Source organism: Paenibacillus phocaeensis (genome assembly GCF_900021165.1).
Classification (GTDB): Bacteria; Bacillota; Bacilli; order Paenibacillales; family Paenibacillaceae; genus Fontibacillus; species Fontibacillus phocaensis.
Genome location: NZ_FCOQ01000018.1, coordinates 545,287 through 569,379 on the forward strand (window position 1 = coordinate 545,287; position 24,093 = coordinate 569,379).

At 54.5% G+C, this 24,093-nt stretch carries 16 protein-coding genes, 1 pseudogene and 1 other annotated feature; of the genes and pseudogenes, 13 read left to right on the forward strand and 4 right to left on the reverse strand.

Going from position 1 to position 24,093, the window contains the following annotated elements:
- Position 1: 1 nt before the first annotated feature.
- Together BN3795_RS12510 and BN3795_RS12515 are read left to right on the forward strand one after the other, a co-directional pair.
- Positions 2-784: a YlmH family RNA-binding protein gene (locus BN3795_RS12510; protein ID WP_068784982.1), complete on the forward strand. Its 783-nt coding sequence runs from the start codon at positions 2-4 to the stop codon at positions 782-784.
- A 173-nt stretch (positions 785-957) separates the two neighbouring features.
- The gene (locus BN3795_RS12515; RefSeq protein WP_068784983.1) at positions 958-1,464 is read left to right on the forward strand and encodes a DivIVA domain-containing protein; all 507 of its coding nucleotides are present in this window, start codon (positions 958-960) and stop codon (positions 1,462-1,464) included.
- A gap of 50 nt (positions 1,465-1,514) precedes the next feature.
- Here BN3795_RS12515 and BN3795_RS12520 read toward each other — a convergent pair whose 3' ends face one another.
- Both BN3795_RS12520 and BN3795_RS12525 read right to left on the reverse strand, forming a co-directional pair.
- The gene (locus tag BN3795_RS12520) at positions 1,515-2,438 is read right to left on the reverse strand and encodes an AraC family transcriptional regulator (RefSeq protein ID WP_068784984.1); all 924 of its coding nucleotides are present in this window, start codon (positions 2,436-2,438) and stop codon (positions 1,515-1,517) included.
- Between the two features lie 94 nt (positions 2,439-2,532).
- The gene (locus BN3795_RS12525) at positions 2,533-5,565 is read right to left on the reverse strand and encodes a family 78 glycoside hydrolase catalytic domain (RefSeq protein WP_068784985.1); all 3,033 of its coding nucleotides are present in this window, start codon (positions 5,563-5,565) and stop codon (positions 2,533-2,535) included.
- A 220-nt stretch (positions 5,566-5,785) separates the two neighbouring features.
- Positions 5,786-6,120: a binding site (T-box leader), on the forward strand.
- 53 nt (positions 6,121-6,173) lie between these two features.
- Between BN3795_RS12525 and ileS the strand changes: the two genes are divergently transcribed.
- Both ileS and BN3795_RS12535 read left to right on the forward strand, forming a co-directional pair.
- A complete protein-coding gene (gene ileS / locus BN3795_RS12530; protein WP_068784986.1) occupies positions 6,174-9,269 on the forward strand; it encodes an isoleucine--tRNA ligase in 3,096 nt (1,031 codons plus the stop codon).
- A 132-nt stretch (positions 9,270-9,401) separates the two neighbouring features.
- A complete protein-coding gene (locus BN3795_RS12535; protein ID WP_068784987.1) occupies positions 9,402-9,752 on the forward strand; it encodes a DUF5665 domain-containing protein in 351 nt (116 codons plus the stop codon).
- On the opposite strand, the gene BN3795_RS12540 is transcribed toward BN3795_RS12535, so the two are convergent.
- A complete protein-coding gene (locus BN3795_RS12540) occupies positions 9,739-10,476 on the reverse strand; it encodes a TraR/DksA C4-type zinc finger protein (RefSeq protein ID WP_068784988.1) in 738 nt (245 codons plus the stop codon). The genes BN3795_RS12535 and BN3795_RS12540 overlap by 14 nt on opposite strands.
- Before the next feature lie 208 nt (positions 10,477-10,684).
- On the opposite strand from BN3795_RS12540, the gene lspA reads away from it, so the two are divergent.
- The 4 genes from lspA to BN3795_RS12565 all read left to right on the forward strand — a co-directional run bounded on the left by lspA (position 10,685) and on the right by BN3795_RS12565 (position 14,940).
- On the forward strand, positions 10,685-11,179 hold the full coding sequence (gene lspA / locus BN3795_RS12545; protein WP_068785388.1) for a signal peptidase II: 495 nt from the start codon (positions 10,685-10,687) through the stop codon (positions 11,177-11,179).
- The gene (locus tag BN3795_RS12550; RefSeq protein WP_068784989.1) at positions 11,176-12,123 is read left to right on the forward strand and encodes an RluA family pseudouridine synthase; all 948 of its coding nucleotides are present in this window, start codon (positions 11,176-11,178) and stop codon (positions 12,121-12,123) included. The genes lspA and BN3795_RS12550 overlap by 4 nt, the downstream gene beginning before the upstream one ends.
- Before the next feature lie 166 nt (positions 12,124-12,289).
- A complete protein-coding gene (locus tag BN3795_RS12555) occupies positions 12,290-13,543 on the forward strand; it encodes an LL-diaminopimelate aminotransferase (protein ID WP_068784990.1) in 1,254 nt (417 codons plus the stop codon).
- Between the two features lie 491 nt (positions 13,544-14,034).
- The gene (locus BN3795_RS12565; protein WP_068784992.1) at positions 14,035-14,940 is read left to right on the forward strand and encodes a transposase; all 906 of its coding nucleotides are present in this window, start codon (positions 14,035-14,037) and stop codon (positions 14,938-14,940) included.
- Positions 14,941-15,021: 81 nt separating this feature from the next.
- Here the strand turns inward: BN3795_RS12565 and BN3795_RS12570 are convergent.
- Positions 15,022-15,984 (reverse strand): annotated as a pseudogene (locus BN3795_RS12570) (IS256 family transposase); the annotation flags it as partial.
- Positions 15,985-16,779: 795 nt separating this feature from the next.
- Here BN3795_RS12570 and pyrR point away from each other — a divergent pair.
- From pyrR to carB, 5 genes are all read left to right on the forward strand, one after another.
- On the forward strand, positions 16,780-17,325 hold the full coding sequence (gene pyrR / locus BN3795_RS12575; RefSeq protein ID WP_068784993.1) for a bifunctional pyr operon transcriptional regulator/uracil phosphoribosyltransferase PyrR: 546 nt from the start codon (positions 16,780-16,782) through the stop codon (positions 17,323-17,325).
- 1 nt (position 17,326) lies between these two features.
- On the forward strand, positions 17,327-18,238 hold the full coding sequence (locus BN3795_RS12580) for an aspartate carbamoyltransferase catalytic subunit (protein WP_068784994.1): 912 nt from the start codon (positions 17,327-17,329) through the stop codon (positions 18,236-18,238).
- An 86-nt stretch (positions 18,239-18,324) separates the two neighbouring features.
- Positions 18,325-19,635 carry a dihydroorotase gene (locus BN3795_RS12585; RefSeq protein ID WP_068784995.1) on the forward strand — a complete coding sequence of 437 codons (1,311 nt, stop codon included), beginning with the start codon at positions 18,325-18,327 and terminating at the stop codon, positions 19,633-19,635.
- Between the two features lie 52 nt (positions 19,636-19,687).
- Entirely contained in the window at positions 19,688-20,824 is a 1,137-nt protein-coding gene (carA, locus tag BN3795_RS12590; protein WP_068784996.1) for a glutamine-hydrolyzing carbamoyl-phosphate synthase small subunit, read from the forward strand.
- Positions 20,825-20,828: 4 nt separating this feature from the next.
- Complete coding sequence (gene carB, locus BN3795_RS12595) at positions 20,829-24,041, forward strand: carbamoyl-phosphate synthase large subunit (RefSeq protein WP_068784997.1); 3,213 nt, start codon at positions 20,829-20,831, stop codon at positions 24,039-24,041.
- The last annotated feature ends 52 nt before the right edge of the window (positions 24,042-24,093 follow it).

The window sequence follows — 24,093 nt, forward strand, 5'->3', positions numbered from 1 at the left end:
GATGAAAGCCGATATTTATGAACACTTCAAACCGGAGGAACGGCCGTTCGTCGACCGGGCCTGGGAATGGGTGGTGAATGCCGGGGATTATCATGAAGTCAAGCTTAGCGACTTCCTGGATCCGCGGCAGTGTTATATTCTGGAGTCTCTGGCGAATCGACATCCGGACACGCAAATTCGGCTGGACGGCGGTTATGAGGGCGCGGAACGACGCCGGGCGCTGATTGCTCCGGATTACCGGGATCTCAGCCAAGAACCGATGGGAATGAAAGTGCTCGACATCACCTCGGGGGACCAAAAGTTTCTTGCCCTTCAGCATGGTGATTATTTGGGGGCCATTTTGGGATTGGGTCTCAAACGCGACAAAATCGGCGACATACATGTCCGGGAGGACGGATGCCATGTCGTGGTTGCCGAAGAGATTGCTCCCTACCTGCAGTTGAATCTGCGTCAGGTGCATCGCGTCAGCGTATTCACCGGGCTGCTGAACCTGAGCGAACTCAGGACGATGGAGAAGGAGCTGGAGCCGCTGGAATTAACGGTGGCTTCTTTACGGCTCGATGGCATCGTCAGCGACGTTTTTCGCCTAAGCCGCAGCAAAGTGTTGATCCCGATCAAAGCGGGCCGTTGCCGGGTAAACTGGAGAACGGAGGAAGATCCCTCCACACCGCTGAAGGCGGGTGACGTGATTGCACTGCAAGGTTTCGGGCGGTTTAAAGTGCTGGAAGCGGGCAGCCTGACCAAAAAGGGCAGACATCGTGTCAAAATCGGTAAATTTGTGTGAGGCGTTTGCAGGAGATGGCGGATTCTTGTCGAATAAGATAGTTCGAACTGTTTCCTGAATGTATCTCGTGATTGGATTGACCACGTCTTCCCGTGAAGTGCGAGTTCATGAATTCCAAGCTTATGAACCATCGCCTTGCAGGGAAGTTTCGAAATTTCTAGGAGGTGGGGATCATGCCATTAACGCCGCTGGATATACATAACAAAGAGTTTTCCAGACGTATTCGCGGTTACGACGAAGATGAAGTCAACGAGTTTCTCGACCAAGTGATCAAAGACTACGAGATCGTGATCCGGGAGAACAAGGAGCTACATAACCAACTGTTGACTTTGCAAGAGAAACTGGATCATTTCGCCAATATCGAAGAAACGCTCAGCAAGACGATTATCGTTGCGCAGGAAGCGGCTGATGAGGTGAAGAACAACGCGAAGAAGGAAGCTCAGCTGATCGTGAAGGAAGCGGAGAAGAACGCGGACCGGATCGTGAACGAATCGCTGGCCAAATCGCGTAAAATCGCCATGGAAGTGGAAGAGCTCAAGAAGCAGGCTTCCATCTACCGGGCTCGGTTCCGTACGCTGGTGGAAGCGCAGCTGGATTTGCTCAGCAGCGACGGCTGGGATACGCTGGAGACCCGCGAACGTCCCGCTGACAAAGGGCAAGAAGTACAAGAATTGTATTAATCACAACAAACGCCATGGGGCTTCCAACAGAAGCATCCCATGGCGTTTTTTTATCTATCTCCGTCTATCCGATCGATTGGACGGGCTTGCCGGCGATATTCGGAAGGAGAGCTGCCGAGAGTTTGCCTGAACAGGGATAAGAAATGCTTCCTGTCCGCATAACCGACGGCTCGCATGATCTCCTGTACGGGGAGCCGGGTGGAGACCAGCAGTTCGCAGCTTGTCTCGATTCTTCTCTTCTGTACGTAATCGTTAAATGTGCAGCCCGCGTATTGCCGGAATAAGCGGTGAAAATGGCGTTCGCTTATATGATTGGCGGAAGCAAAGCTGCGGGCGGTCAGGGGGTGATGCAGGGACGTGTTGATTTGGCGAATGATTTCCTCCATACCTCGGTTTCCCGGCGCAGTTGCAGAACCGGACGCCTCGCGTTCCAAATGGCGTTCCAGCATGACGGCCAATTCGATGAACAAACTGTACAGCTTGATGAGATAGCCGGGGGCCCTTTCCGTAAATTCGCGGTAAGCCCTTCGGAACCAGGTACTCCATTGGCTGTCGCAATCCCGTAAATGGAGCCAACCCGGCCGACCCGGCGTGGCGGCCTCTTCTCCAAACAGGCAGCGTCTGGAACGGTTCAGCTCTTCAAAGCCTGGCAGGTGCTCCAAGCAGGACCGCAGTTTGCTCGGTTCATACAAGCAATTATATACGGTCAACGGTCGGCGGGAACCCGTGTGGCCGGGGCGAAACACATGTTTTGCTCCGGCCGGCAGCAGGAACAAATCGTTGGTTGCGACGCGAACAACCTCATCGTCTATAAAGTGAAACCCCTCTCCATCAGTGACGAGCACGATCTCTACAAACCGATGGCTATGCATTTGCAAATCAAACGTCTCCTCGGCACGGTTGAAGAACAAAGGCAGCGTATCTGTAAAAAAAGCGCTCCCGTCCAAAACCTTCTCCCCTCGGTACAAAGACAACCTGGATCCCTCCTTGGCTGCGGTTGCCCCTATTATAGGCGCAAGCCCAAGCGCGGGTCAATTTAGTTGACCGGGCCTGGGCTTTAGGTAGAGTTTATTGTGCCGGAACGGAACTTGCGGCCAATCGAATATGCTCGATGACGACTTCAACATCTCCCGGAGGTTGCACCTCGATATCGACGGCTTCCGGGGAAGCGATCCGCAGATGCATCCGAGCGGGGGCGGGCGCCGCCGCATGCGGGGCAGGCCGGACACCGGCCGCTGCGCCGGCGGACTTCGGCGATTCCAGGCGCCAGGAGACGTCGATTCGCCCGCCGCCCGGAACGGGGACCGAACCGCGGGCCCAGGATAACCCGCCGCAAGGCTGCGGTGCGATGAGGACCCGGCTCCAACCCGGCTCAAGACTGCGTACCCCGAGAACGTAAGCACCCAGGAAGTAGGCCGGTCCTGCGGACCAGGCGTGGCAATGGCTCCTTGTCAGCAGGTTCGGGTTCGCCCGATTTTCGGCGAAATGCGGATACATTTCCCAACAGGTCGTAGCCCCCCAATCGATCATTTGCCCGTATTGGTGGCGAATGTCTTCGATCATGACCTCCCATTCGCCCAGCTTGGCCAGCGCCTCGTAATAGAAGAAAGACATAAACGGGCTGCCGATTTGCACGAAGGAGCGAGGCGGGCGCCGAATGAGACCTTCAACGGAAGCGAGCCTGCGGGTCTTCGCCCCGGCTTGCTCAGGGATGCCGCACAATAAGGCGATGACTTGCGTCTGAATGCTGAAGATGTCGGAAGGCCGCCCGTCCGCATGGATGCAGTCGAGGTAGGCCTCGCGTTCTTCCGACCATAAATGAGCATTGATGGCCTCGGCCAACTGGTTGGCCTGAACGGTGTAGAACTTTTCAGCTTCGGCATTGCCGAGAACCGAAGCCAGTGCGGCTGCGGAAGACAACGCTTTAACCAGGAACATGTTCTGGTGCGTAACGATGCCGTCGTTAGGCTGGTCCATCGGAGCCCAATCGAGCAGGTTCCAACTGCGGATCTGCAGCAGCCCCTCGTCATTCAGCCGGCTTAAATAATGTTTCAGGGTGTACTCGATGTGCGGGAAGATATCTTTAGCAAAGGTGTTGTCCCCCGTTTGGCGATACAGCTCCAGACAGGCGATCACCCAGAAGAACGTCCAGTTGGGGATCACGCTGTTCCATCCGCTGGGCACCTGGTTGGCGTAGAACGGGGTCTGGAACTTAGAACCGGGGACGAGCCGCAGACAACGTTCCACGATCCGGTCAGCCCCGAACAGATAATAATTGATGAGCGCCTCATTTCGAGCGTCGCCGACCCAGAAGGTTTGCTCGTACATCGGACAGTCGACGAAGGTGTCCTCCATACAAAGCCGGGTCGTATGTTGACTGATTTGCCAAATCTCATTTAAGCGCGGATCGGATGACTGGAACTGGCCGATCTCAGCAATGGGATAGTTGCTCTGCAGCATCCGAAGGGAGTAGATGCGAACCGGGGCAACCGCGTCCCGTACCGTAACCTGGCAGTAACGCAGCCCTCTTCTCACCGGAGAAGTGTAGCGACGGCGCCCCCCGGCACAGATGTAGCGAAGCGTGTGATCCAGTCCATACGTATCCTGACGTTGTCCCTCATGCATAAATTCAAATCCGTAGAAATCAAGAACGGTTCCTTCCGGCGCCTCCACCTCGAACTCCAGATATCCCGACAGCTCCTTGCCGAAATCGATCACCAGCTCGGTATCCGCGTCAGGGAACCAGGGGACTTCGCCGGGGGCGGGACCGGGGATGACAACATTCTGCAAAGCGGCGGGAATGGACAGGGGGACTTCCTGCCTCTTCCATACGGAGAGGATAAAGACATCTTCCCGGCTGACCAGCGCTTCAGGAACGGGGCGAAGCCAAGTCGTAAATCCCAGCAGACCTGCCGCATCCGAGATTCCTTTGGCTCTCACATAATCCGGATGTGCGTCATTCATCGGCGGGGCCGGCTGATGATCGTAACGAATGCCGCCGTCGAAGGGGCCGAGGGTTACAAAAGCGGACGCATCATCCCGTTGGGTGAGGTTGTTATCCTGAAGGAACGAGAGGGGAGACAGAAACTCTAGCGGCTCCTCTGCATCCATGGCAAAATGATACCCGCCCCCGTGCGTGCCCCCGCTTACATCGATCAGCAATAAATGGTCGCCCGGTTCGAGATCCAACTGAAGGAAGCGTTCAGGGGCTTCCCCGGTGAGCGAGGTCTCGTCGTAATGAACCCCATCCAGGCTGCAGCTCCGAAAAGTCCCCCCAACATCGATAAATGCTAGCGTGGCTTTACCCTGCTGTTTACAGCGTATCACGGTCGCTAACCATCCTAGGAACTCCGCCGGGTTGGCCGTATCCGTGCTCTCTTCATAAAAATGGTTGCGCAGGTCGATTGCCGCGGTATACTGTACGGGCTTGACCTGACTAAGGCGCTCGATGCGCCGGGGATAAACGGGCTCTTCCGTCAAATAAGGAATGTCCCTCGGCACCGGCATTCCCCAAGGCTCGCAACCCGCCGGACCGATGACATCGGCTGGCTGCCACTCCGGGCCGGGTTTGTAATCCGGCCGAATCCAGGCGTCGTTCCAGAGCCGGGCGTCGATTTTCTCGGCAAAAGCGTGCTGGCAGGACATACGGGGGGAACGCCGGTCATGACCCGGGTGGATGACGGTTAACCAGGTGCCGTCGGTCGATACCTTCACACTGGAAGAGGCTGCTCCTGGATTGTGCCGGGCGCTCCCAACCTCCAATTGAGCCAGCAGCCCGCCGCGCCCTCGCAGATAATAGAAGTTGCTGATGCCAAAATGCATAACCATGACCGCAATAACATTGGTTTGTCCCGGTCTCAACAAATGGCTGATCTCGTATTCGTCATAGGCTAAACGGAATGGCCAGGATCGCGGAGGGCCTTGCCCAACCCGTTGTCCGTTGACGTATAGCACGTACCTGGAGTCGGCCGTCAATTTGAGATATACCTGCTCGTGATTCTCATCCGGCCACGTAAATGTTTTGCGAAAACAACTCCAATCGTTGCGCGGGCTGGCCTCGCCGGAGTGCCAGATCCATTTGGCTTGCCAGAGGGTCTGCATCGGTGTACTCGCTCCTTTTCGTATCAAGTGATCTCCCTTCCATTATAAGAGAGGAGGGATTGGAACAAAGGAGGGCATTCCGTACTCGTGTGGGGGAAAACGGACATTTAGGCATAACACAACCTTCCGTGAGGCAACGGCCCAAAGCGCCGGTTTGCTTGATGTTGACATAAGGGAGTCAATACGATATAACTATTTACATATTGTACTTGCATCATGGAAGCATTCGATGATGGGAACCAGTACGCTGCGATTTTGTTCCCCAGAGAGTTGGCGCCTTGCTGAAAGCCAACGTTCAAAGCGCGGACGGAAGATCCTCCCGGAGAAGCAAAGCTGAACTCTTTTTAATCGGATTTTCATCACCGAGAAGGTTGGATGAAGCTAGGGATGAATTTCCGCTTAGTAAGCTTTGCCGGTTGTCGGCCGTTATACCGACCCCATATGAAGCGTATGGGATCGAGGTGTCATGCCTATTTGCGGCCGCGTTCAGTCGGCGGCTGCGTTTGAAGCGCATGAAACAAGGGTGGTAACGCGAGCAACAGTCTCGTCCCTTTTAGGGGCGGGGCTTTTTTTATTTTCCAGGCTGAACCAAAGAAAGGAAGAGAAATATGAAGAAAGTCGACGTCAAAGAAAATGCGCGTACGCGCGACTTGCGGATTCTGGACAAATGGAGCCGCGAAAACACGTTCAAGCGGAGTATCGAAAACCGGGCGGGCCGGCCGAATTACGTTTTCTTCGAAGGACCGCCAACCGCCAACGGCTTGCCGCATATCGGGCATGTGCTGGGACGCGTCATAAAGGACTTTGTCGGCCGCTACCAAACGATGAAAGGCTATCGCGTCGTCCGCAAAGCGGGCTGGGATACGCACGGCCTGCCGGTCGAACTGGGCGTGGAGAAGGAGCTAGGCATCTCCGGCAAGCAGGAGATCGAGAAGTACGGAATCGAAGCTTTCGTGAAAAAATGTAAAGACAGCGTGTTCGGCTACGAAAAACAATGGCGCGAGTTTACCGAAGCGATTGCATACTGGGTGGATCTCGACGATCCGTACATCACCCTGAACAACAGCTACATCGAAAGCGTGTGGAACATCCTGGCGACGATCCATGATAAGGGCTTGCTGTATCGCGGTCATCGCGTCAGTCCGTATTGCCCTTGCTGTCAGACATCGCTGAGCTCCCACGAAGTGGCGCAAGGTTATGAAGACGTCAAGGACCTCAGCGCCACGGCCAAATTCAAGCTGAACGATACCGGCGAATATGTGCTGGCCTGGACGACCACGCCTTGGACGCTGCCGTCCCACGTGGCTCTGGCGGTCAATCCGGACATGGAATATGCCCGGGTACAGCAGGGAGACGGCGTATACATCGTCGCGAAGAATCTGGTCGAGAAAGTCATGAAAGGCGATTACACGGTATTGTCGACGCATAAAGGCTCGGAATTCGTGGGCAAAACCTACACGCCGCCATTCACCTACATTCAAGCGGAGAACATCAACGTCATCGTAGGCGCTTCGTTCGTCACCGACGCCAGCGGTACGGGGATCGTCCACATGGCGCCGGCGCACGGCGAAGACGACTACCGCGTCTGCCGCGAGAACGGGATCAGCTTCGTCAGCGTTGTCAACGGCCAAGGTCGTTATACCGACGTGGTGACTGATTTTGCCGGCCGCTTTGTGAAGGACTGCGATCTCGACATCGTCAAGCTATTGTCTGAGCAAGGAACGCTGTACAGCAAGGAGAAATACGAGCACAGCTATCCGTTCTGCTGGCGTTGCAAATCGCCGCTGCTCTATTATGCGATGGAGAGCTGGTTTATTGAAACGACCGCGGTGAAGGATCAACTGATCGCCAACAACAATTCGGTGGAATGGTATCCGGGGCATGTCCGTGAAGGCCGATTTGGCAAGTTCCTCGAAGAGCTGGTCGACTGGAACATCAGCCGGAACCGTTATTGGGGGACGCCGCTGAACGTGTGGGTATGCCCGGATTGCGGCGGGCAGTTTGCACCGCACAGCATCGCCGATCTGCGGGAGCATGCGGTCGGCCATGTCAGCGAAGATCTGGAGCTGCATAAGCCGTATGTGGACGAAGTGAAAGTCCATTGCCCGCACTGCGAAGGCGGCGTGATGGAGCGGACGAGCGAAGTGATTGACGTCTGGTTCGACAGCGGTTCGATGCCGTTTGCACAGCATCATTATCCGTTCGAGAACCAGGAGACGTTCGCGGAGCAATTCCCGGCAGACATGATCTGCGAAGGGATCGACCAGACGCGTGGCTGGTTCTACAGCTTACTGGCCGTATCCACGCTGTTCACCGGCCAAACGCCGTACAAGGCGGTTATCGCCACCGGCCACGTGCTGGACGAAAACGGGCAGAAAATGTCCAAATCCAAAGGCAACGTCATCGATCCTTGGGAAATCATCAATGAGTTCGGCACGGACGCATTCCGTTGGGCGCTCCTGTCCGATAGCGCACCTTGGAACAGCAAGCGGTTCTCCAAAGGGATCGTGGCCGAAGCTAAATCCAAAGTAGTCGACACGTTGGTGAACACGCATGCGTTCCTGACACTGTACGCCGGCATCGACGGCTATAAACCTGAGGATCATGCTTACCGTCCTTCGGAGAATAAGCTGGACCGCTGGATTCTGTCTCGTCTGAACAGCTTGATTCCGGTCGTTGACAAGGGGCTGGCCGTTAATGATTTCGTCAACTCCTCGCAAGCGATCGAAGGGTTTATCGACGAGCTGAGCAACTGGTATATTCGTCGTTCCCGCGACCGCTTCTGGGGCAGCGGCTTGACCGAGGACAAATTGTCCGCTTATCAGACATTGACACATGTGCTGCTGACGGTATCCAAGCTGATCGCTCCATTTGCTCCGATGATCGCCGAGGATATCTTTACTAACCTGGGCGGCGGAGAGAGCGTCCACCTGGCGGATTACCCGCAAGCGGATGAATCGCTGATCGATCTGGCTCTGGAAAAAGACATGGAAAGCGCGCGGCAAATCGTCGAACTCGCCCGCAATGTGCGTAACGAGAGCGGCATCAAAACGCGTCAGCCCTTGTCCAGCCTGATTGTGTCTATGGATCGCGAGTTTGCGGTCAGCGAATATGAGGAGATCATCAAGGAAGAGATCAACGTTAAGGCGATCGACATCGAAACGAGCGACAGCGGCTTCGTTGATTTCACCCTGAAGATGAACCTGAAGGTAGCCGGCAAGAAATACGGTAAAAATGTTGGCTTCCTGCAAGGATACCTGAAGAATCTTGCGCCGAATCAAACCCGCGCCATTGTGGAGCAAGGTCAATTTACGGCAACCTCTCCGGAAGGCGAGGAGCTGACGGTAACTGCGGATGAGTTGCTCGTCGAGAAACAGGCGAAGCCGGGGTACGCTTCCGCTTCCGGTTACGGATTAACCGTAGCGCTGAATACGGATATCACGCCGGAGCTGGAGCAAGAGGGCTGGGTGCGCGAAGTCGTTCGCGCCGTGCAGGATACCCGTAAGAAGCTGGATTTGCCGATTGAGAAACGCGTGCACCTCACCCTTGAGGTGGATGACGAATTGAAAGCGGCCATCACCGCGTTTGAGCATGTTTTGCGGGAGAACGTACTGATTACCGACGTTGCTTTCGGCAAGCCGCAAGGCCCTGCAGAAACGGTGGATCTCGGCAGCAAAACGATCGCTATTTCGATCGACGCATAAACGCCTGAATGGAGCTTTTCCAGGAGGGCCATAATAGTAGCAATTGAAGCAAACGAGCCTGCGGTCTCCCTAGAAGGGGAACGGGCTCGTTTGTGTTTTAGCAAACTCTGGGGAGCAAAGGATGGGGTGTACATGTCTCGTCGTAAACCGGCGCCCGAACCTGCGGCGGAGCCCTTGCCGGAAACGCCGGAGGAGCAGATGAACGCCATATACCGCCTAACCCTGAACTGGACCAGGCAGTTGGAGAAATCGCGCATCGCCGAATACACCGAATTGCTGAATCGTCCCTGGCGTCTGATTTGGCTGAATCTGTTGTCAGGCACAGCCCGGGGGGTAGGCGTGGCAATTGGCTTTACCTTTTTTGCGGCAACGATCATCTACATCCTGCAGGTTCTCGGGGCGCTAAACCTTCCGATTATCGGCGACTATATCGCGGACATCGTGCGAATTGTACAAAGGCAGCTTGAGCTTAATACGTATTAGAGCCGGTTCCCAGCGAATCCTCGCTGTCTAAATGCTCCGTTGCACTCATATGTTTCCGGTATACACCGTTGCGGTAAAAGCATACGTTCTTCCCGTAGATATCGGTGGCAACGAAGGACTCGTAAGGCTCAACGAATCCGTCCAACTCTTCGGACGCTTCGATCTCCATATCATTGTAATCGTCGATTTCTGAATCCTCGGCCAAAGCCGGCGAATTCGAGGTGCCGTAGCTCTCCACGATCTGCCAGGCGTCTTCCCCGTCAAACCCGTTTTGGTCGTCGCGTTCATCGAGGCTTGTTCGTCCGAACGGAGGGGACAAGAAGCTCTCCTCGACCGGCCGTTTGGCAGAAACGAAGGACTGCGGACTATGTTCTTTACAATACGCCGTTTCCGGAATGGCGCTGAGTCGTTCGTAACTGATCGGCTTGCCGCAAGTTGCGCAGTAGCCGTAGCTGCCGTCCTCGATCCGTTCGAGGGCATCTTCGACCCGGGCCAGATGCAGCTCATGATGCTCGGCGAGGGCCAGATCTTTTCCCCGCTCATAAACCTCCGAACCGAGGTCCCCGGGGTGATTATCGATCGGGCTGAGCTCATTCGTTTGATCACGCATCGATTCATTCATTCCATAATGATCATTGTCCGTTAGCTGATCGATTAAGGCGGTTTTCGCTTCCTTCAATTTTGCGGTGAGTTCCGCAAGTTGTGTTTTGGTTAAATGCGGCATGATTTTTGCTCCTTCCTTCCTGTGTCTAGAGCGGTTGGAGTAACGTCTCTCCTAGCGGTATTTTGTGCAGAACCATGACGAAATACCTAAGGAAAATCCTTTCGCGCATGGACGGGTCATTTCCGGCTGTGCTACAATATACAAGGCTTAGTAGAGGAATATCCTGCCGCTGTAGGGGCGGGAAATGAAAAACGAGGTGACTGACCGCGTGGTATATTTTTTGATTGCATTAATCGTTTTTCTGGTCGACCAAGGCACGAAATATTGGATCGCAACCGGACTGACGATCGGAGAGCAAATCCCGGTGATCGGCAACTTTTTCCTCATCACCTCCCATCGGAACCGCGGTGCGGCGTTTGGCATTTTACAGGATCAGCGCTGGTTTTTTATCGTGGTGACAACGGTCGTGGTGGTTGGGATCATCTGGTACTTGCTGAAAGTGAGAAAGCAACCCAATAAGCTGCTGCCTGTGGCGTTGTCTCTGGTGCTCGGAGGAGCCATCGGGAACTTCCTGGATCGCGCCGTTAGCGGGGAAGTCGTCGATTTTTTGATGTTTAACTTTGGGACGTACACGTTTCCAATTTTTAACGTAGCCGATACTTGTATTGTCGTTGGCGTGGCGCTGATCATTCTGGATTCGCTGCTGGAGCTTCGCCGGGAGAAGCAGGCTGCGGCCCTTCAGGAGCATGAGGAAAACGCATGAGTCTGGACAGCATACAGGAAGATTTCGAAGAAGAGAAGCTCGAGTGGGTGGCCGGTCCGGCCGACGCGAAGGAGCGAATCGATAAATTTGCCAAAACGCAGCTTGGGGAGGAGGTCTCCCGCAGCCAGGTGCAACTGTGGATTGAAGCGGGGAACCTGGTCGTTAACGATGCGCCGGTCAAAGCAAACTACAAGCTGGCGGAGGGGGACCGGGTAGTTCTGATTATCCCGGAAGCTGAGCCGACGGAAATTGTGCCGGAGAACCTTCCGCTCGATATTTATTATGAAGACGGGGATGTCATCGTTGTGAACAAGCCGCCGGGCATGGTGGTGCACCCCGCACCGGGACATGCTTCCGGGACGCTGGTGAATGCCTTGATGTTTCATTGCAAGGACTTATCGGGGATCAATGGCGAGCTTCGGCCCGGCATTGTCCATCGGATCGATAAAGACACGTCCGGTCTAATTATGGCGGCCAAGAACGACAAGGCGCATGCTTCGCTGGCAGCACAGCTGAAGGCGCACTCCGTCACCCGGAAATATTATGCCTTGGTTCATGGCAATGTGAGCCATGATCAAGGCACGGTTGATGCGCCAATCGGCCGTGATCCGCATGATCGCAAGATGTACACGGTGATCGAAAGAAACAGCAAGCATGCGGTGACCCACTTCCAGGTGGTTGAACGCTTTGGCGACTATACGTTGCTTGAGCTCAAGCTGGAGACCGGGCGGACGCATCAAATCCGCGTGCATATGAAGTTCATCGGCCATCCGTTGGTGGGAGACCCGCTTTATGGTCGCAGCAAAGGGATCAAGATGGACGGACAAGCCTTGCATGCCGCCGTGTTAGGATTCGAACACCCAGAAGACGCGCGTTATTTGGAATTTAGCGCGCCGATTCCTGACGATATGGAAGCGGTGTTGCACACGCTTCGAAACCGTTAAGCAACCGTTCAATGTTCATCTCCAGGAGACAGCTTGATCAAAAAGTACAAACGATCTGGTGATTAATCCATTCTCTAAATAGGCCGAATTCCTGCATTATTTAAAGTGCGAGTTCGAACCATTTGAGGATGGATTTTTCATGTAGATAAAGGAGATGGCGTTGGACATGAGTACGTTGAGCGGACAAGAGACATTCATTCAACAGCAGTTTGCAGAGCGCATTGGCGGGGCGAATTACGGCAAAGATACCGCTATTTATAAATTTGAGAAAATCAAACGTGCCAAAGCGGCAGCGAAGAAGGATTTTCCCGAGGTCGAGCTGATTGATATGGGCGTCGGGGAACCGGACGACATGGCCGATGCCGGGATCGTCGCCAAATTGGCGGAGGAAGCGGCCAAACGCGAGAATCGCGGTTATGCTGATAATGGGATCGCCGAATTTAAGGAAGCGGCAGCAAAATACCTTCACGAGGTATTCGGCGTAGAAGGCATCGATTCGGTCACTGAGGTGGTGCACTCGATCGGCTCGAAACCGGCCATTGCCATGCTGCCTTCCTGCTTTATTAACCCTGGCGACATCACGATTATGACCGTTCCGGGATATCCGATCATCGGCACGCATACGAAGTATTTGGGCGGAGAGGTTTATACGGTGCAACTGACCGAGGAGAACGATTTCCTGCCGGACTTGGATGCAATTCCGGAGGATATCGCCCGTAAGGCGAAGCTGATGTACTTGAATTACCCGAACAATCCGACAGGGGCAAGCGCGACGAGAGAGTTTTTTGGCAAAGTGGTGGATTGGGCAAAGAAATATCAAGTTGTCATCGTTCACGACGCTCCTTACGCAGCGTTAACTTATGACGGGCTAAAACCGCTGAGCTTCCTGTCTGTTCCAGGGGCGAAGGATGTAGGAGTTGAGCTGCACTCGTTGTCCAAGTCTTACAACATGACGGGATGGAGAATCGGGTTCGTCGCTGGCAATCCGCTTGTGGTGAAAGCATTCAGCGATGTGAAGGACAACAATGATTCCGGCCAGTTCATCGCCATTCAGAAGGCAGCCGCTTATGGGCTCGCCCATCCGGAGATTACAGAGCGGATCGCTGAGAAGTATTCGCGCCGCCATGAGTTGCTGGTTCACGCACTGAATAATTTGGGCTTCAAGGCGAAGAAGCCAAAGGGATCGTTTTTCCTTTATGTCGAAGCGCCAAAGGGTGTGGAAGGCGGACCGACGTTTGCTACAGCGGAGGAATTCTCGCAGTTTCTGATCCGGGAGAAGCTCATCTCTACGGTGCCATGGGATGATGCGGGTCATTATGTCAGATTCTCCGTCACGTTTATCGCCGACGGCGAGGATGAAGAACGTCGTGTCATTTCCGAGATTCAGCGCCGCCTCGGCGACTTGAAGTTTATATTCTAAACGTTTGGTGGTGCAGCGCGAAGCCGTCCCCAGGGCCGATAAATGACCTGAGGGGCGGTTTTGTTGTTTTTTCACGTAGTATTCAAATTGCCCCCTTCACATAAGTAGCTTATTGCTTCCCTTCACACATGTACCTTTTAGCTTGGCTTTTACACAGTACCTATTAGCTTCCCTTTTGCAATTGTACTTTTTGGCTTGGCTTTCACACATGTACCCTTCAGCTTTTCTTTCGCACACGTACCTTTTAACTGCGCTTTTATAGATGTTACCCTTAACTTCGCTCTCATACATGTACCTGGCCCCCCTTTTGCATGTTTATCCCTTTCGTTCAGTGGATGGAGTTTGAGACAAGGGGAGGGGAATCGATAAATGAAGAAAAACGAGGGCAATAAGTGAGAATTTACATGTCTTGATATAGGAACGTATGTTTGCTATAATAAATTCGAGCGAACATATGTACGGATTCTTTGTGATAGGGGGAACGAACGATCATGAATGTGGATGCGGTAATTGATCTCGAAACTTGCGCAACCCGTTATCATAGCGAGGAGGACTGTATGGAGGCGTTAATCGCTATGAAGTGGGCGAACGGCTTTGTTTGTCCACGCTGCAGTCATTCCCAGTACAATCGTCTGGATTCCCGGCGAATCCCCTTGTTTGAGTGCAGGAAATGCGCACACCAAACCTCCCCTTTGGTTGGTACGATATTTGAAGGAACCCATCTGCCCCTGATGAAGTGGTTTCATACTATGGAGTTATTTCTGCTCCCTGATGGTATTACGGCGATGCGGCTAAGCCAGATAATCAGGGTAACCTATAAGACCGCTTGGTTGATGCTGCACAAAATTCGCCATACCCTCGGAGAATTCAATGCCCGTGAGCTTTTGCGTGGAGAGGTGAAGGTGAACTGCGATCGATATGGAGGAGATCCTTCCCGTTGCAATCAGTTTCCGCATCCTAATGCGTTAGCGGTTGTAGCTGGCTGTACGGTAACGGAATCAGGTGAGTTGGAACAACTGAGAATCGACCTGGTATCGCAGAGAAAGGGGGAAGAGAGCAGCGCCACCCGGCGTAAACTCGTTGCATTTATCAATGGGCATGTAGATACGCATGCCTCGGTCATGCAGACATTCCCGTTGGCCTTCCGCTCTTATACGCCCTTGCGGAAAGTGGTAAGAGAAGCGTGGGGTTCGCTGAAGCGTACATATGTCGCCCTGGGACCCAGATATCTGCAGGCCTATTTGGATGAGTATACTGGACGTCGCCAATTGGACCGGCTTGGAGCAAGGGAAGTGCAGCATCAGCAGTTGTTGCGCATGTGTTTGGCGATTCCGACGATCTACTACAAAACGCTGATCGCACGCCAACCGCATCTGCCTCTTGCCGCCGCAGCCTAACTGACCGTACGCTAATTTATCCGTCGATTGGGTCTGTCAAGAATTTTGTGTAAACACTCCTAGAGAAATCCTACAGCCTACTTAAGGCAGATGAGGGCCGATGCGGTCGGGGAAGAAGACCGAGAGCTGAAGCAGGATCTGCCCCCAGTTTTGAACACGGCCTGTCCATTTGCGAGTAACGTCCATTGTCGCGAGGTAGAGCATTTTGAGCAAGGATTCATCCGTCGGGAAGATACTCTTTCCCTTCGTTACCTTGCGGAGCTGGCGGTGATAGCTCTCAATCATATTGGTCGTGTAGATCAGCTTTCGGATCTCCGGAGGGTACTTAAAGAACGTGGCAATCTCGTCCCAGTTCGTACGCCAAGAACGCACGATCAGCGGGTACTTGGATCCCCAGGTCTCTTCAAACCGGTCCAGCTCAACGAGGGCCATATCCTCCGTAGTAGCCTTGTAGATTGGCTTTAGATCAGCCGTTACTTTCTTTAGATCTTTGTACGAAACGTAGCGAGTGGAATTGCGGATTTGGTGAATCACGCACTTCTGAATCTCCGTCTTCGGAAAGCACGCCGAAATCGCCTGAGAGAAGCCCGTGAGGTTATCTACGCAGGTAATGAGAATGTCGCCCACGCCTCGGTTTCTGAGGTCGTTGAGCACGCTTAGCCAGAACTTCGAGGACTCATTCTCGCCAATCCACATGCCGAGGACGTCCTTGTTTCCATCGAGATCAATGCCGATGACCATGTAAGCTGCCTTGTTCACGATGGCGCCGTCTTGCTTGACCTTGAAGTGGATCGCGTCCATAAAGACAACGGCATACACGCCTTGTAACGGTCGATTCTGCCACTCTTTGATCAAGGGAATGAGTTTGTTCGTCACGTTCGAGATCATCGTCGGAGAGACCTCAATCCCGTACAGATGGTTCAGGTGATCTTGAATGTCACGGGTGCTTACGCCCTTGGCGTACATCGCGATAATCTGGTCCTCAATGCCGGTTACGTTCGATTGATGTTTCTTTACGATCATAGGTTCAAACTCACCTACTCTTAGACTTGCTTCCTTCTTAGACATAACCACTTCCTAAGTGTCTTACTGAATTAAACGTGTATACTTCCTATACGTATACGTAAATATTTCCTGAATTTTCTTGTTTTCTAAATGTGTAAATTTACTAAGTTAAACCTGCCTACTTCATAAACTCCTACTTCATGAACTCGTCTCCTTCACAAACCTGCTCACTTCACAAACCTGCTTACTTCATAAACCCGGTTACACTTGTCCGACCTTTGTTCGATCCCCTGTTCTAGATTTCAGTGCTTGGAAGTTTATACTGTTTATTTTCTTCTTTACACCACACGTTTTAACGAGGGGGCTGTTTTTGGATGTCTGATCAAAAGGGATAATCCTTCAAAGGGACCAGAAAGAAGAGGTGGCCTGCTGGATAAGCCGGGAAAAGTTACGGTTGAATAAATATAACACAGAATGTATAATTATAAACAATCATCCACACAGCAGGCTTCCACACGGGAGATAGAATGACCCTTATCCTCGGTACCTAACGGTCTTGGGCCGGGTGTCTTGACAGGCTAACCTCATTCTGTCATAATTCATGTAAACCATAAGCACCTTTAATTCAGTCCCGTGAGGCTGGCAAGGTAACGTGAATGGGGAATTGGGCGGACTTCGCTTATTTGCGGCGATCCTCTATGTCCAAGACCTACATGACAGTCATAGGCTAACTGTGGCTTAAGACTCCTTGCCTGGATTTCCGGCAAGGAGTTTTTTTATGCGCCTATCACGGACGATGCGAGGTGACCCTATCCCTTAAGGAGGTCGCAGGCTGTGAGCAACGAAAGTCATATCATAATGGACGAGACAGCGATTCGGAGGGCACTGACAAGAATTGCGCATGAAATTTTGGAGCGAAACAAAGGTATTGAAGGATGTGTGCTGGCCGGGATCAAAACAAGAGGTGTCTACCTCGCGAAGCGGCTGGCTGAACGCCTTGAGAGCATTGAAGGAACCGTTATTCCGTGGGGGGAGCTCGACGTAACGAATTACCGTGACGATAAAGAAGGACCCGCCCAGGGATCAGGCAAGGCCACCTTCCCGGTATCGATTCAAGGCAAGAAAGTCATCCTGTTCGACGATGTACTGTATACGGGACGTACGATTCGGGCGGCGATGGACGCAATTATGGACTGCGGCCGCCCAGAGTCGATCCAGTTGGCGGTGCTCGCCGACCGGGGGCACCGGGAGCTGCCGATCCGCGCCGATTACATCGGAAAGAACGTGCCGACCTCACGCGCAGAAGAAATCGAAGTGCTCTTGACTGAGCACGATGGCACTGATCTGGTTCGCATCCTGCAAGCGCGGGAGGGGAACTAAGATGGCGCTGACGGCAACTGCAGTGAAGGAACGCAGCCTCCTTGGACTAAAGGAACTAAGCGCCGCGGAAATCACCGCAATTCTCGACCGAGCTGCTTACTGGGATGCCAAGGAAGAGAAGATGATTCCTGTATTGAAGGAGAATTTCGTCGCAAACATGTTTTTTGAGAACAGCACGCGCACCCGCTTCTCGTTCGAAATGGCGGAGAAACGGCTGGGTGCCCAGGTGCTGAACTTCGCGGCCGCTGCCTCCAGCGTTGAGAAGGGCGAGTCGATTTACGACACGGTGCGCACGCTGGAATCGATGGGCATTGACGCGGGCGTGATCCGTTTGAAGCCTATCGGGATGCTGGAGGAGTTGGCCAAGCGAGTATCGGTGCCGCTGGTTAACGCCGGAGATGGCAATAATGAGCACCCAACGCAAGCGCTGCTGGATCTATATACGATGAAACAGCATTTTGGAGAACTCAGCGGACTGAAGGTGTCGATCATCGGGGACATCAAGCACAGCAGGGTCGCCCGCTCCAATCTGTGGGCACTGCAAAAATTCGGTGCCGAAGTGAAGCTCTGTGCGCCGGAGAACATGCAAGCCCCGGAACTAAGTGCATACGCGCCTTACGTTCCGATGGATGAGGCACTGTGCGCCGATGTAGTTATGATGCTGCGAGTGCAGTTGGAACGACATGCTGGCGGGTTGATCAAGTCGGCCGATGAATATCGTCTGCAATACGGCTTGACGGAAGAACGGGCCGCGGCCCTCGCGCCGCATGCGTTGATCATGCATCCGGCTCCGGTGAACCGGGGCGTCGAGATCGACGATGCGGTGGTCGAGCACCCGCAATCCCGGATCTTCAAGCAGATGCAAAATGGGGTTCCGATCCGCATGGCGGTCATGGAACGCGCTTTGCTGTAAGTCGGGGCCGGATAGCGAGTTGTTGCTGTCCAGACGGCGGACGTAATTTTCGGTACGTACTTCAATCAGCGGGAGGAGATTAAACGATGCGGCTTGTCGTAATCCATAATGCCAATATTTTGAACGAACAAGGGGAGCAGGAATTATCGCAAATCACGATCGAGGACGGTGTCATTGCCAAGGTCGAGAAAATGGGGCAAATCGGACAGAAGATTGACGATAACGGAGCACAAGTGATTGATGCCGGCGGCAGACTGGTTACTCCGGGATTTATCGATATGCACGTCCATTTACGAGAACCGGGGTTCGAGCACAAAGAGACGATTGAAACCGGCTCCAGATCCGCCGCGCAAGGGGGATTCACCACGATCGCCTGCATGCCGAACACCCGGCCGGTGACCGACAATCCTGATACGGTAAGGTTCGTATTGCAGAAGGCGGAGGAAGCCGGGCTGGTGAACGTACTGCCTTATGCAGCGATCACCAAAAGCGAGCTTGGCCGCGAGCTGACGGATTTCACTGCCTTGAAAGAGGCCGGCGCGATCGGGTTCACCGACGACGGCGTGGGCGTGCAAAGCGCGCAGATGATGAAGGATGCGATGCGGCAGGCCGCTTCGCTGGGAATGCCGGTGATTGCCCACTGCGAAGACAATTCGCTTGTGGAAGGAGCGCCGGTGGCTGAAGGGGAATTCGCCCGAAAGCATGGTCTTAAGGGAATTCCGAATGAATCGGAGGCGATTCACGTTGGACGGGATATTTTGCTGGCGGAAGCGACCGGGGTTCACTACCATGTGTGTCACGTCAGTACGGAGCAGTCGATTCGGCTGATCCGCCAAGCGAAGCAAATCGGCATCAACGTGACCGCAGAAGTGTGCCCGCACCATCTGATTCTGTCCGAGGAGGATATTCCGGGCCTTGATGCCAACTGGAAAATGAATCCGCCGCTGCGCTCCCGCCGAGACGTGGAGGCCTGCATCGCGGCGCTGGAGGACGGCACCCTCGACATCCTCGTAACCGATCATGCTCCGCATAGCGAAGAGGAGAAAGCGAAAGGCATGCAGCTGGCACCGTTTGGCATCGTTGGATTCGAGACGGCCTTCCCGCTGTTGTATACGAAGTTCGTCGCAACGGGCCGCTGGAGCCTGGCGATGCTGGTGCAGCGGATGACGGCGGATCCAGCTCGCGTGTTCGGTTTGGAAGCAGGCCGTTTGGTGCCGGGGGCTCCGGCTGATCTGACGATCGTGGATCTGGACGCGGAACGGACGGTGGATCCGGCGGCTTTTGCCTCGAAAGGCCGAAACACGCCGTTTGCGGGTTGGAAGCTGAAGGGCTGGCCCGTCGCGACGATCGTTAAAGGAAACCTGATCTGGAATGATGCGATCGAACTGGCCCGCTAATGGGCGGATGAGAATATAGTATTTCAGCTTATGGATAAAGGAGTGCTGCAGGATGCAGGCAAGACTATTGTTGGAGGACGGCACGCTGTTCACCGGAACCTCATTTGGAGCGGAAGGGGAAATGACGGGCGAAGTCGTTTTTAATACGGGAATTACGGGATACCAAGAGGTGCTGTCCGACCCTTCCTACTGCGGTCAAATCGTCACAATGACGTACCCTTTGATCGGGAACTACGGCATTTCGCGCGACGACTTCGAATCCATTGCACCGTCAATTCACGGCTTTGTGGTTCGCCGCTATGAACCGACCCCAAGCAACTGGCGGGCTCAATACAATCTGGGCGATCTGCTCAAGGAATACGGTATTCCCGGTATCACCGACATCGATACGCGGATGCTGACACGCCTGATTCGCCATCAGGGGACGATGAGAGGGATCCTAACCACCTCAACGAAATCGGTGGACGAACTGAAGGAATTAATGCTGGCCACCAGCATTGCCGAGCTGCGCAACCAGGTGGCGCAAACCTCGACGCACCATGTCTATAGCAGTCCGGGGTCCAAGGAACGGATCGTGCTGGTTGATTTTGGCGCGAAAAGCGGGATTCTCCGCGAGTTGAACAAACGCGATTGCGATGTGGTTATCGTGCCGCATGATACGACCGCAGATGAAATCCGCCGCCTGCATCCGGATGGCATCCAGCTGTCCAACGGGCCCGGGGATCCGAAAGATGTTCCTTACGCCGCTAAAATGATTGCAGAACTGCTCGGCGAGTATCCGATCTTCGGCATTTGCCTGGGTCACCAGCTGTTCGCTTTAGCCTGCGGCGCCGATACGGAGAAGCTGAAATTCGGCCATCGCGGCGGCAACCATCCGGTTAAGGAACTGGCCACCGGCCGCTGTTACATTACTTCGCAGAACCACGGCTACACCGTAAACGAGGCGTCCATCGCCGGCACGGAGCTGGAAGTGACGCATATCAACAACAATGACAAAACGATTGAAGGATTAAAACATAAGAAGTACCCGGCCTTTTCGGTTCAATATCATCCGGAGGCGGCCCCGGGACCATACGACAACAGCTACCTGTTCGACCGGTTCATCGAGATGATCCGCGAACATAAGCGGCAGAACCCGCAAAAGCCCCGCCAAGCCGAACTGATGGCCGCTGCGAAAGGAGAACTGTAAACCTATGCCGATCAACAAAGATCTAAAGAAAATCCTCGTCATCGGCTCCGGACCGATCGTGATCGGCCAGGCAGCCGAGTTCGATTACGCCGGAACACAAGCCTGCCAGGCGCTGAAGGAAGAAGGCGTTGAGGTGGTGCTGATCAACAGCAACCCGGCGACGATTATGACCGATACGAACATGGCCGACAAGGTTTACATTGAACCGATCACCTTGGAATTCGTTACGCAAATCATCCGCCAGGAGCGGCCGGACGGCTTGCTGCCTACGCTCGGCGGGCAAACCGGCCTGAACATGGCGGTCGAGTTGGCACGCGCAGGCGTTCTGGAGCGCGAGAATGTGAAGCTTCTGGGCACACAGCTGACATCGATCGAAAAAGCGGAGGATCGCGATCTGTTCCGCGAGCTGATGCGCGAGCTCGAACAGCCGGTGCCGGAGAGCACCATCATCACCACAGTGGATGAAGCGCTGAAATTCGCTGATGAGATCGGCTATCCGGTCATCGTCCGTCCGGCGTATACGCTGGGCGGTACCGGCGGCGGGATCTGCGCTACGGAAGAGGAGCTGCGCGAGACGGTAGCTTCGGGGATTCGCTACAGTCCGATTGGCCAATGTCTGATCGAGAAATCGATCGCCGGGATGAAGGAAGTCGAATACGAAGTGATGCGCGATGCCAATGACAACTGTATCGTAGTCTGCAATATGGAGAACTTCGACCCGGTAGGCGTACATACCGGGGACAGCATCGTCGTCGCACCAAGCCAGACGCTCTCCGACCGCGAATACCAGATGCTGCGCTCGGCTTCGCTCAAAATCATCCGCGCGTTGAACATCGAAGGTGGCTGCAACGTACAGTTCGCGCTGGATCCGCAAAGCTTCCAGTATTACGTCATCGAAGTGAATCCGCGGGTCAGCCGTTCTTCGGCGCTCGCGTCGAAAGCGACGGGCTACCCGATCGCAAAGATGGCGGCCAAAATCGCGCTGGGCTACACGCTCGACGAAATCGTCAACCCGGTAACGGGGCAGACTTACGCCTGCTTCGAACCGACGCTCGACTACATTGTCAGCAAAATCCCGCGCTGGCCGTTCGATAAATTCATCCATGCCAACCGCAAGCTCGGCACGCAGATGAAGGCGACCGGCGAGGTCATGGCGATCGGCCGAACGTTCGAGGAATCGATCCACAAGGCGGTCCGGTCGCTGGAAATCGGCACGCATCGCTTGTACCTGAAAGGCGCAGAGAAGATCGACGAAGAAACGCTGAATAACCGCCTGATCAAAGCGGACGACGAGCGGCTGTTCCTGGTCGCCGAAGCGTTCCGCCGCGGCTACAAGCTGCAGCAAATCCATGATCTGACTGGAATCGACTGGTGGTTCCTGGACAAAATCGAGCGTTTGGTGGAATTCGAGAAGACGATTGCGGGGGAAGAGTTCTTTTCTTACGAAACGCTATACGAAGCGAAGCGCTTAGGGTTCACCGACCGTGCGATCGCCGAGCTGCGCGCCGCAGGCCAACCGTCCGGCACGCATCGGACCGAAGCGGACGTGAGAAGCTTCCGCAAGGAGCACGGGCTGAAGCCGGTTTACAAAATGGTCGACACCTGCGCAGCCGAATTCGAGGCTTCGACGCCTTATTACTATTCGACCTATGAAACGGAGAACGAAGTCGTCCAAACCGACAAGGAGAAGATCGTCGTGCTTGGCTCCGGACCGATCCGGATCGGGCAAGGGATCGAGTTCGACTACTCGACGGTGCATGCGGTCTGGGCGATTCAGAAAGCCGGCTACGAAGCGGTTATCATCAACAACAACCCGGAGACGGTATCCACCGACTTCAATACGTCGGACCGCCTGTACTTCGAGCCCTTGTTCTTCGAGGACGTGATGAACGTGATCGAAGAGGAGAAACCGGTGGGCGTCATCGTTCAATTCGGCGGCCAAACGGCGATCAATCTGGCGGCTCCGCTGCAAGCAGCAGGCGTGCGTATCCTCGGCACGTCGCTCGAGAGCATCGATGAAGCCGAGGACCGCAAGAAGTTCGAAGCCCTCCTGTCGAAGTTAGGGATCGCGCAGCCGAAAGGCAGCACGGTAACTTCGGTGGAAGAAGCGGTGGGAACGGCGCAGTCGCTTGGCTACCCGGTGCTGGTCAGACCGTCGTACGTGCTCGGGGGCCGGGCGATGGAAATCGTATACTCTGACGAGGAATTGCTGCGCTACATGGAAGAAGCGGTGAACATTAACCCGCAGCATCCGGTGTTGATCGACCGCTACATGCTGGGCAAAGAGGTGGAAGTGGACGCCATCAGCGACGGTGAGACAGTGCTCATCCCCGGCATTATGGAGCATATCGAACGCGCTGGCGTTCACTCCGGCGACTCGATTGCGGTGTATCCGCCGCAGCATCTGTCCGATGAATTGAAAGAGAAAATCGTGGAGATCACGGTGAAAATTGCCCGCGAGCTGAAGACGATCGGTCTGGTAAACATCCAGTTCGTCATCTATAAGGATGAAGTATACGTGATCGAGGTCAACCCGCGTTCATCCCGGACGGTACCGTTCCTGAGCAAGGTAACGAACATTCCGATGGCGAACGTAGCGACTCAGTGCATCCTCGGTACGAAGCTGAGCGACCTTGGTTACCAAAACGGCCTGTGGCCGGAAAGCGCCCAGGTTGCGGTCAAGGTGCCGGTGTTCTCCTTCGCCAAGCTGCGCCGCGTCGAGCCAACGCTCGGACCGGAAATGAAATCGACCGGTGAGGTGATGGGGCGCGATCCGCAATATGCCAAAGCGCTGTATAAAGGCTTGATCGGCGCGGGGATGAAAATCCCTTCGACCGGAGCGATCATCGCCACAGTCGCCGATAAGGATAAGCAGGAAGCGGTTGACCTGCTGCGCGGTTTCTATCGCCTGGGCTACAAAATCATCGCTACGGACGGCACGGCGTCCGCGCTGATCGAGGCGGGCATCCACGTGACGACGGTCTACAAGCTGTCGGAAGGGGTACCGAACATCCTGGATCTGATCCGAAACGGCGAAGCTCACTTCGTCATCAATACGCTGACCAAGGGTAAAGAGCCGGAACGCGACGGCTTCCGCATCCGCCGGGAAGCGGTGGAGAACGGCGTCGTCTGCATGACTTCGCTGGATACAGTCCGCGCGCTGCTGGAGATGCTGGAGACGATCAACTTCTCCTCCCAGGCTATGCCGGCACTTTAATGGCTGGCTAACGGACACCAGAAGCGTTATTGACCCGGTGTTGGGCAGCTTC

Excerpts from the sequence above, each read along its gene's own strand:
- BN3795_RS12510 (WP_068784982.1), top strand. The coding sequence starts at position 2 with ATGAAAGCCGATATTTATGAACACTTCAAACCGGAGGAACGGCCGTTC.
- BN3795_RS12515 (WP_068784983.1), top strand. The coding sequence starts at position 958 with ATGCCATTAACGCCGCTGGATATACATAACAAAGAGTTTTCCAGACGT.
- BN3795_RS12525 (WP_068784985.1), bottom strand. The coding sequence starts at position 5,565 with ATGCAGACCCTCTGGCAAGCCAAATGGATCTGGCACTCCGGCGAGGCC.
- ileS (WP_068784986.1), top strand. The coding sequence starts at position 6,174 with ATGAAGAAAGTCGACGTCAAAGAAAATGCGCGTACGCGCGACTTGCGG.
- BN3795_RS12535 (WP_068784987.1), top strand. The coding sequence starts at position 9,402 with ATGTCTCGTCGTAAACCGGCGCCCGAACCTGCGGCGGAGCCCTTGCCG.
- BN3795_RS12540 (WP_068784988.1), bottom strand. The coding sequence starts at position 10,476 with ATGCCGCATTTAACCAAAACACAACTTGCGGAACTCACCGCAAAATTG.
- BN3795_RS12550 (WP_068784989.1), top strand. The coding sequence starts at position 11,176 with ATGAGTCTGGACAGCATACAGGAAGATTTCGAAGAAGAGAAGCTCGAG.
- BN3795_RS12555 (WP_068784990.1), top strand. The coding sequence starts at position 12,290 with ATGAGTACGTTGAGCGGACAAGAGACATTCATTCAACAGCAGTTTGCA.
- BN3795_RS12565 (WP_068784992.1), top strand. The coding sequence starts at position 14,035 with ATGAATGTGGATGCGGTAATTGATCTCGAAACTTGCGCAACCCGTTAT.
- BN3795_RS12580 (WP_068784994.1), top strand. The coding sequence starts at position 17,327 with ATGGCGCTGACGGCAACTGCAGTGAAGGAACGCAGCCTCCTTGGACTA.
- BN3795_RS12585 (WP_068784995.1), top strand. The coding sequence starts at position 18,325 with ATGCGGCTTGTCGTAATCCATAATGCCAATATTTTGAACGAACAAGGG.
- carA (WP_068784996.1), top strand. The coding sequence starts at position 19,688 with ATGCAGGCAAGACTATTGTTGGAGGACGGCACGCTGTTCACCGGAACC.
- carB (WP_068784997.1), top strand. The coding sequence starts at position 20,829 with ATGCCGATCAACAAAGATCTAAAGAAAATCCTCGTCATCGGCTCCGGA.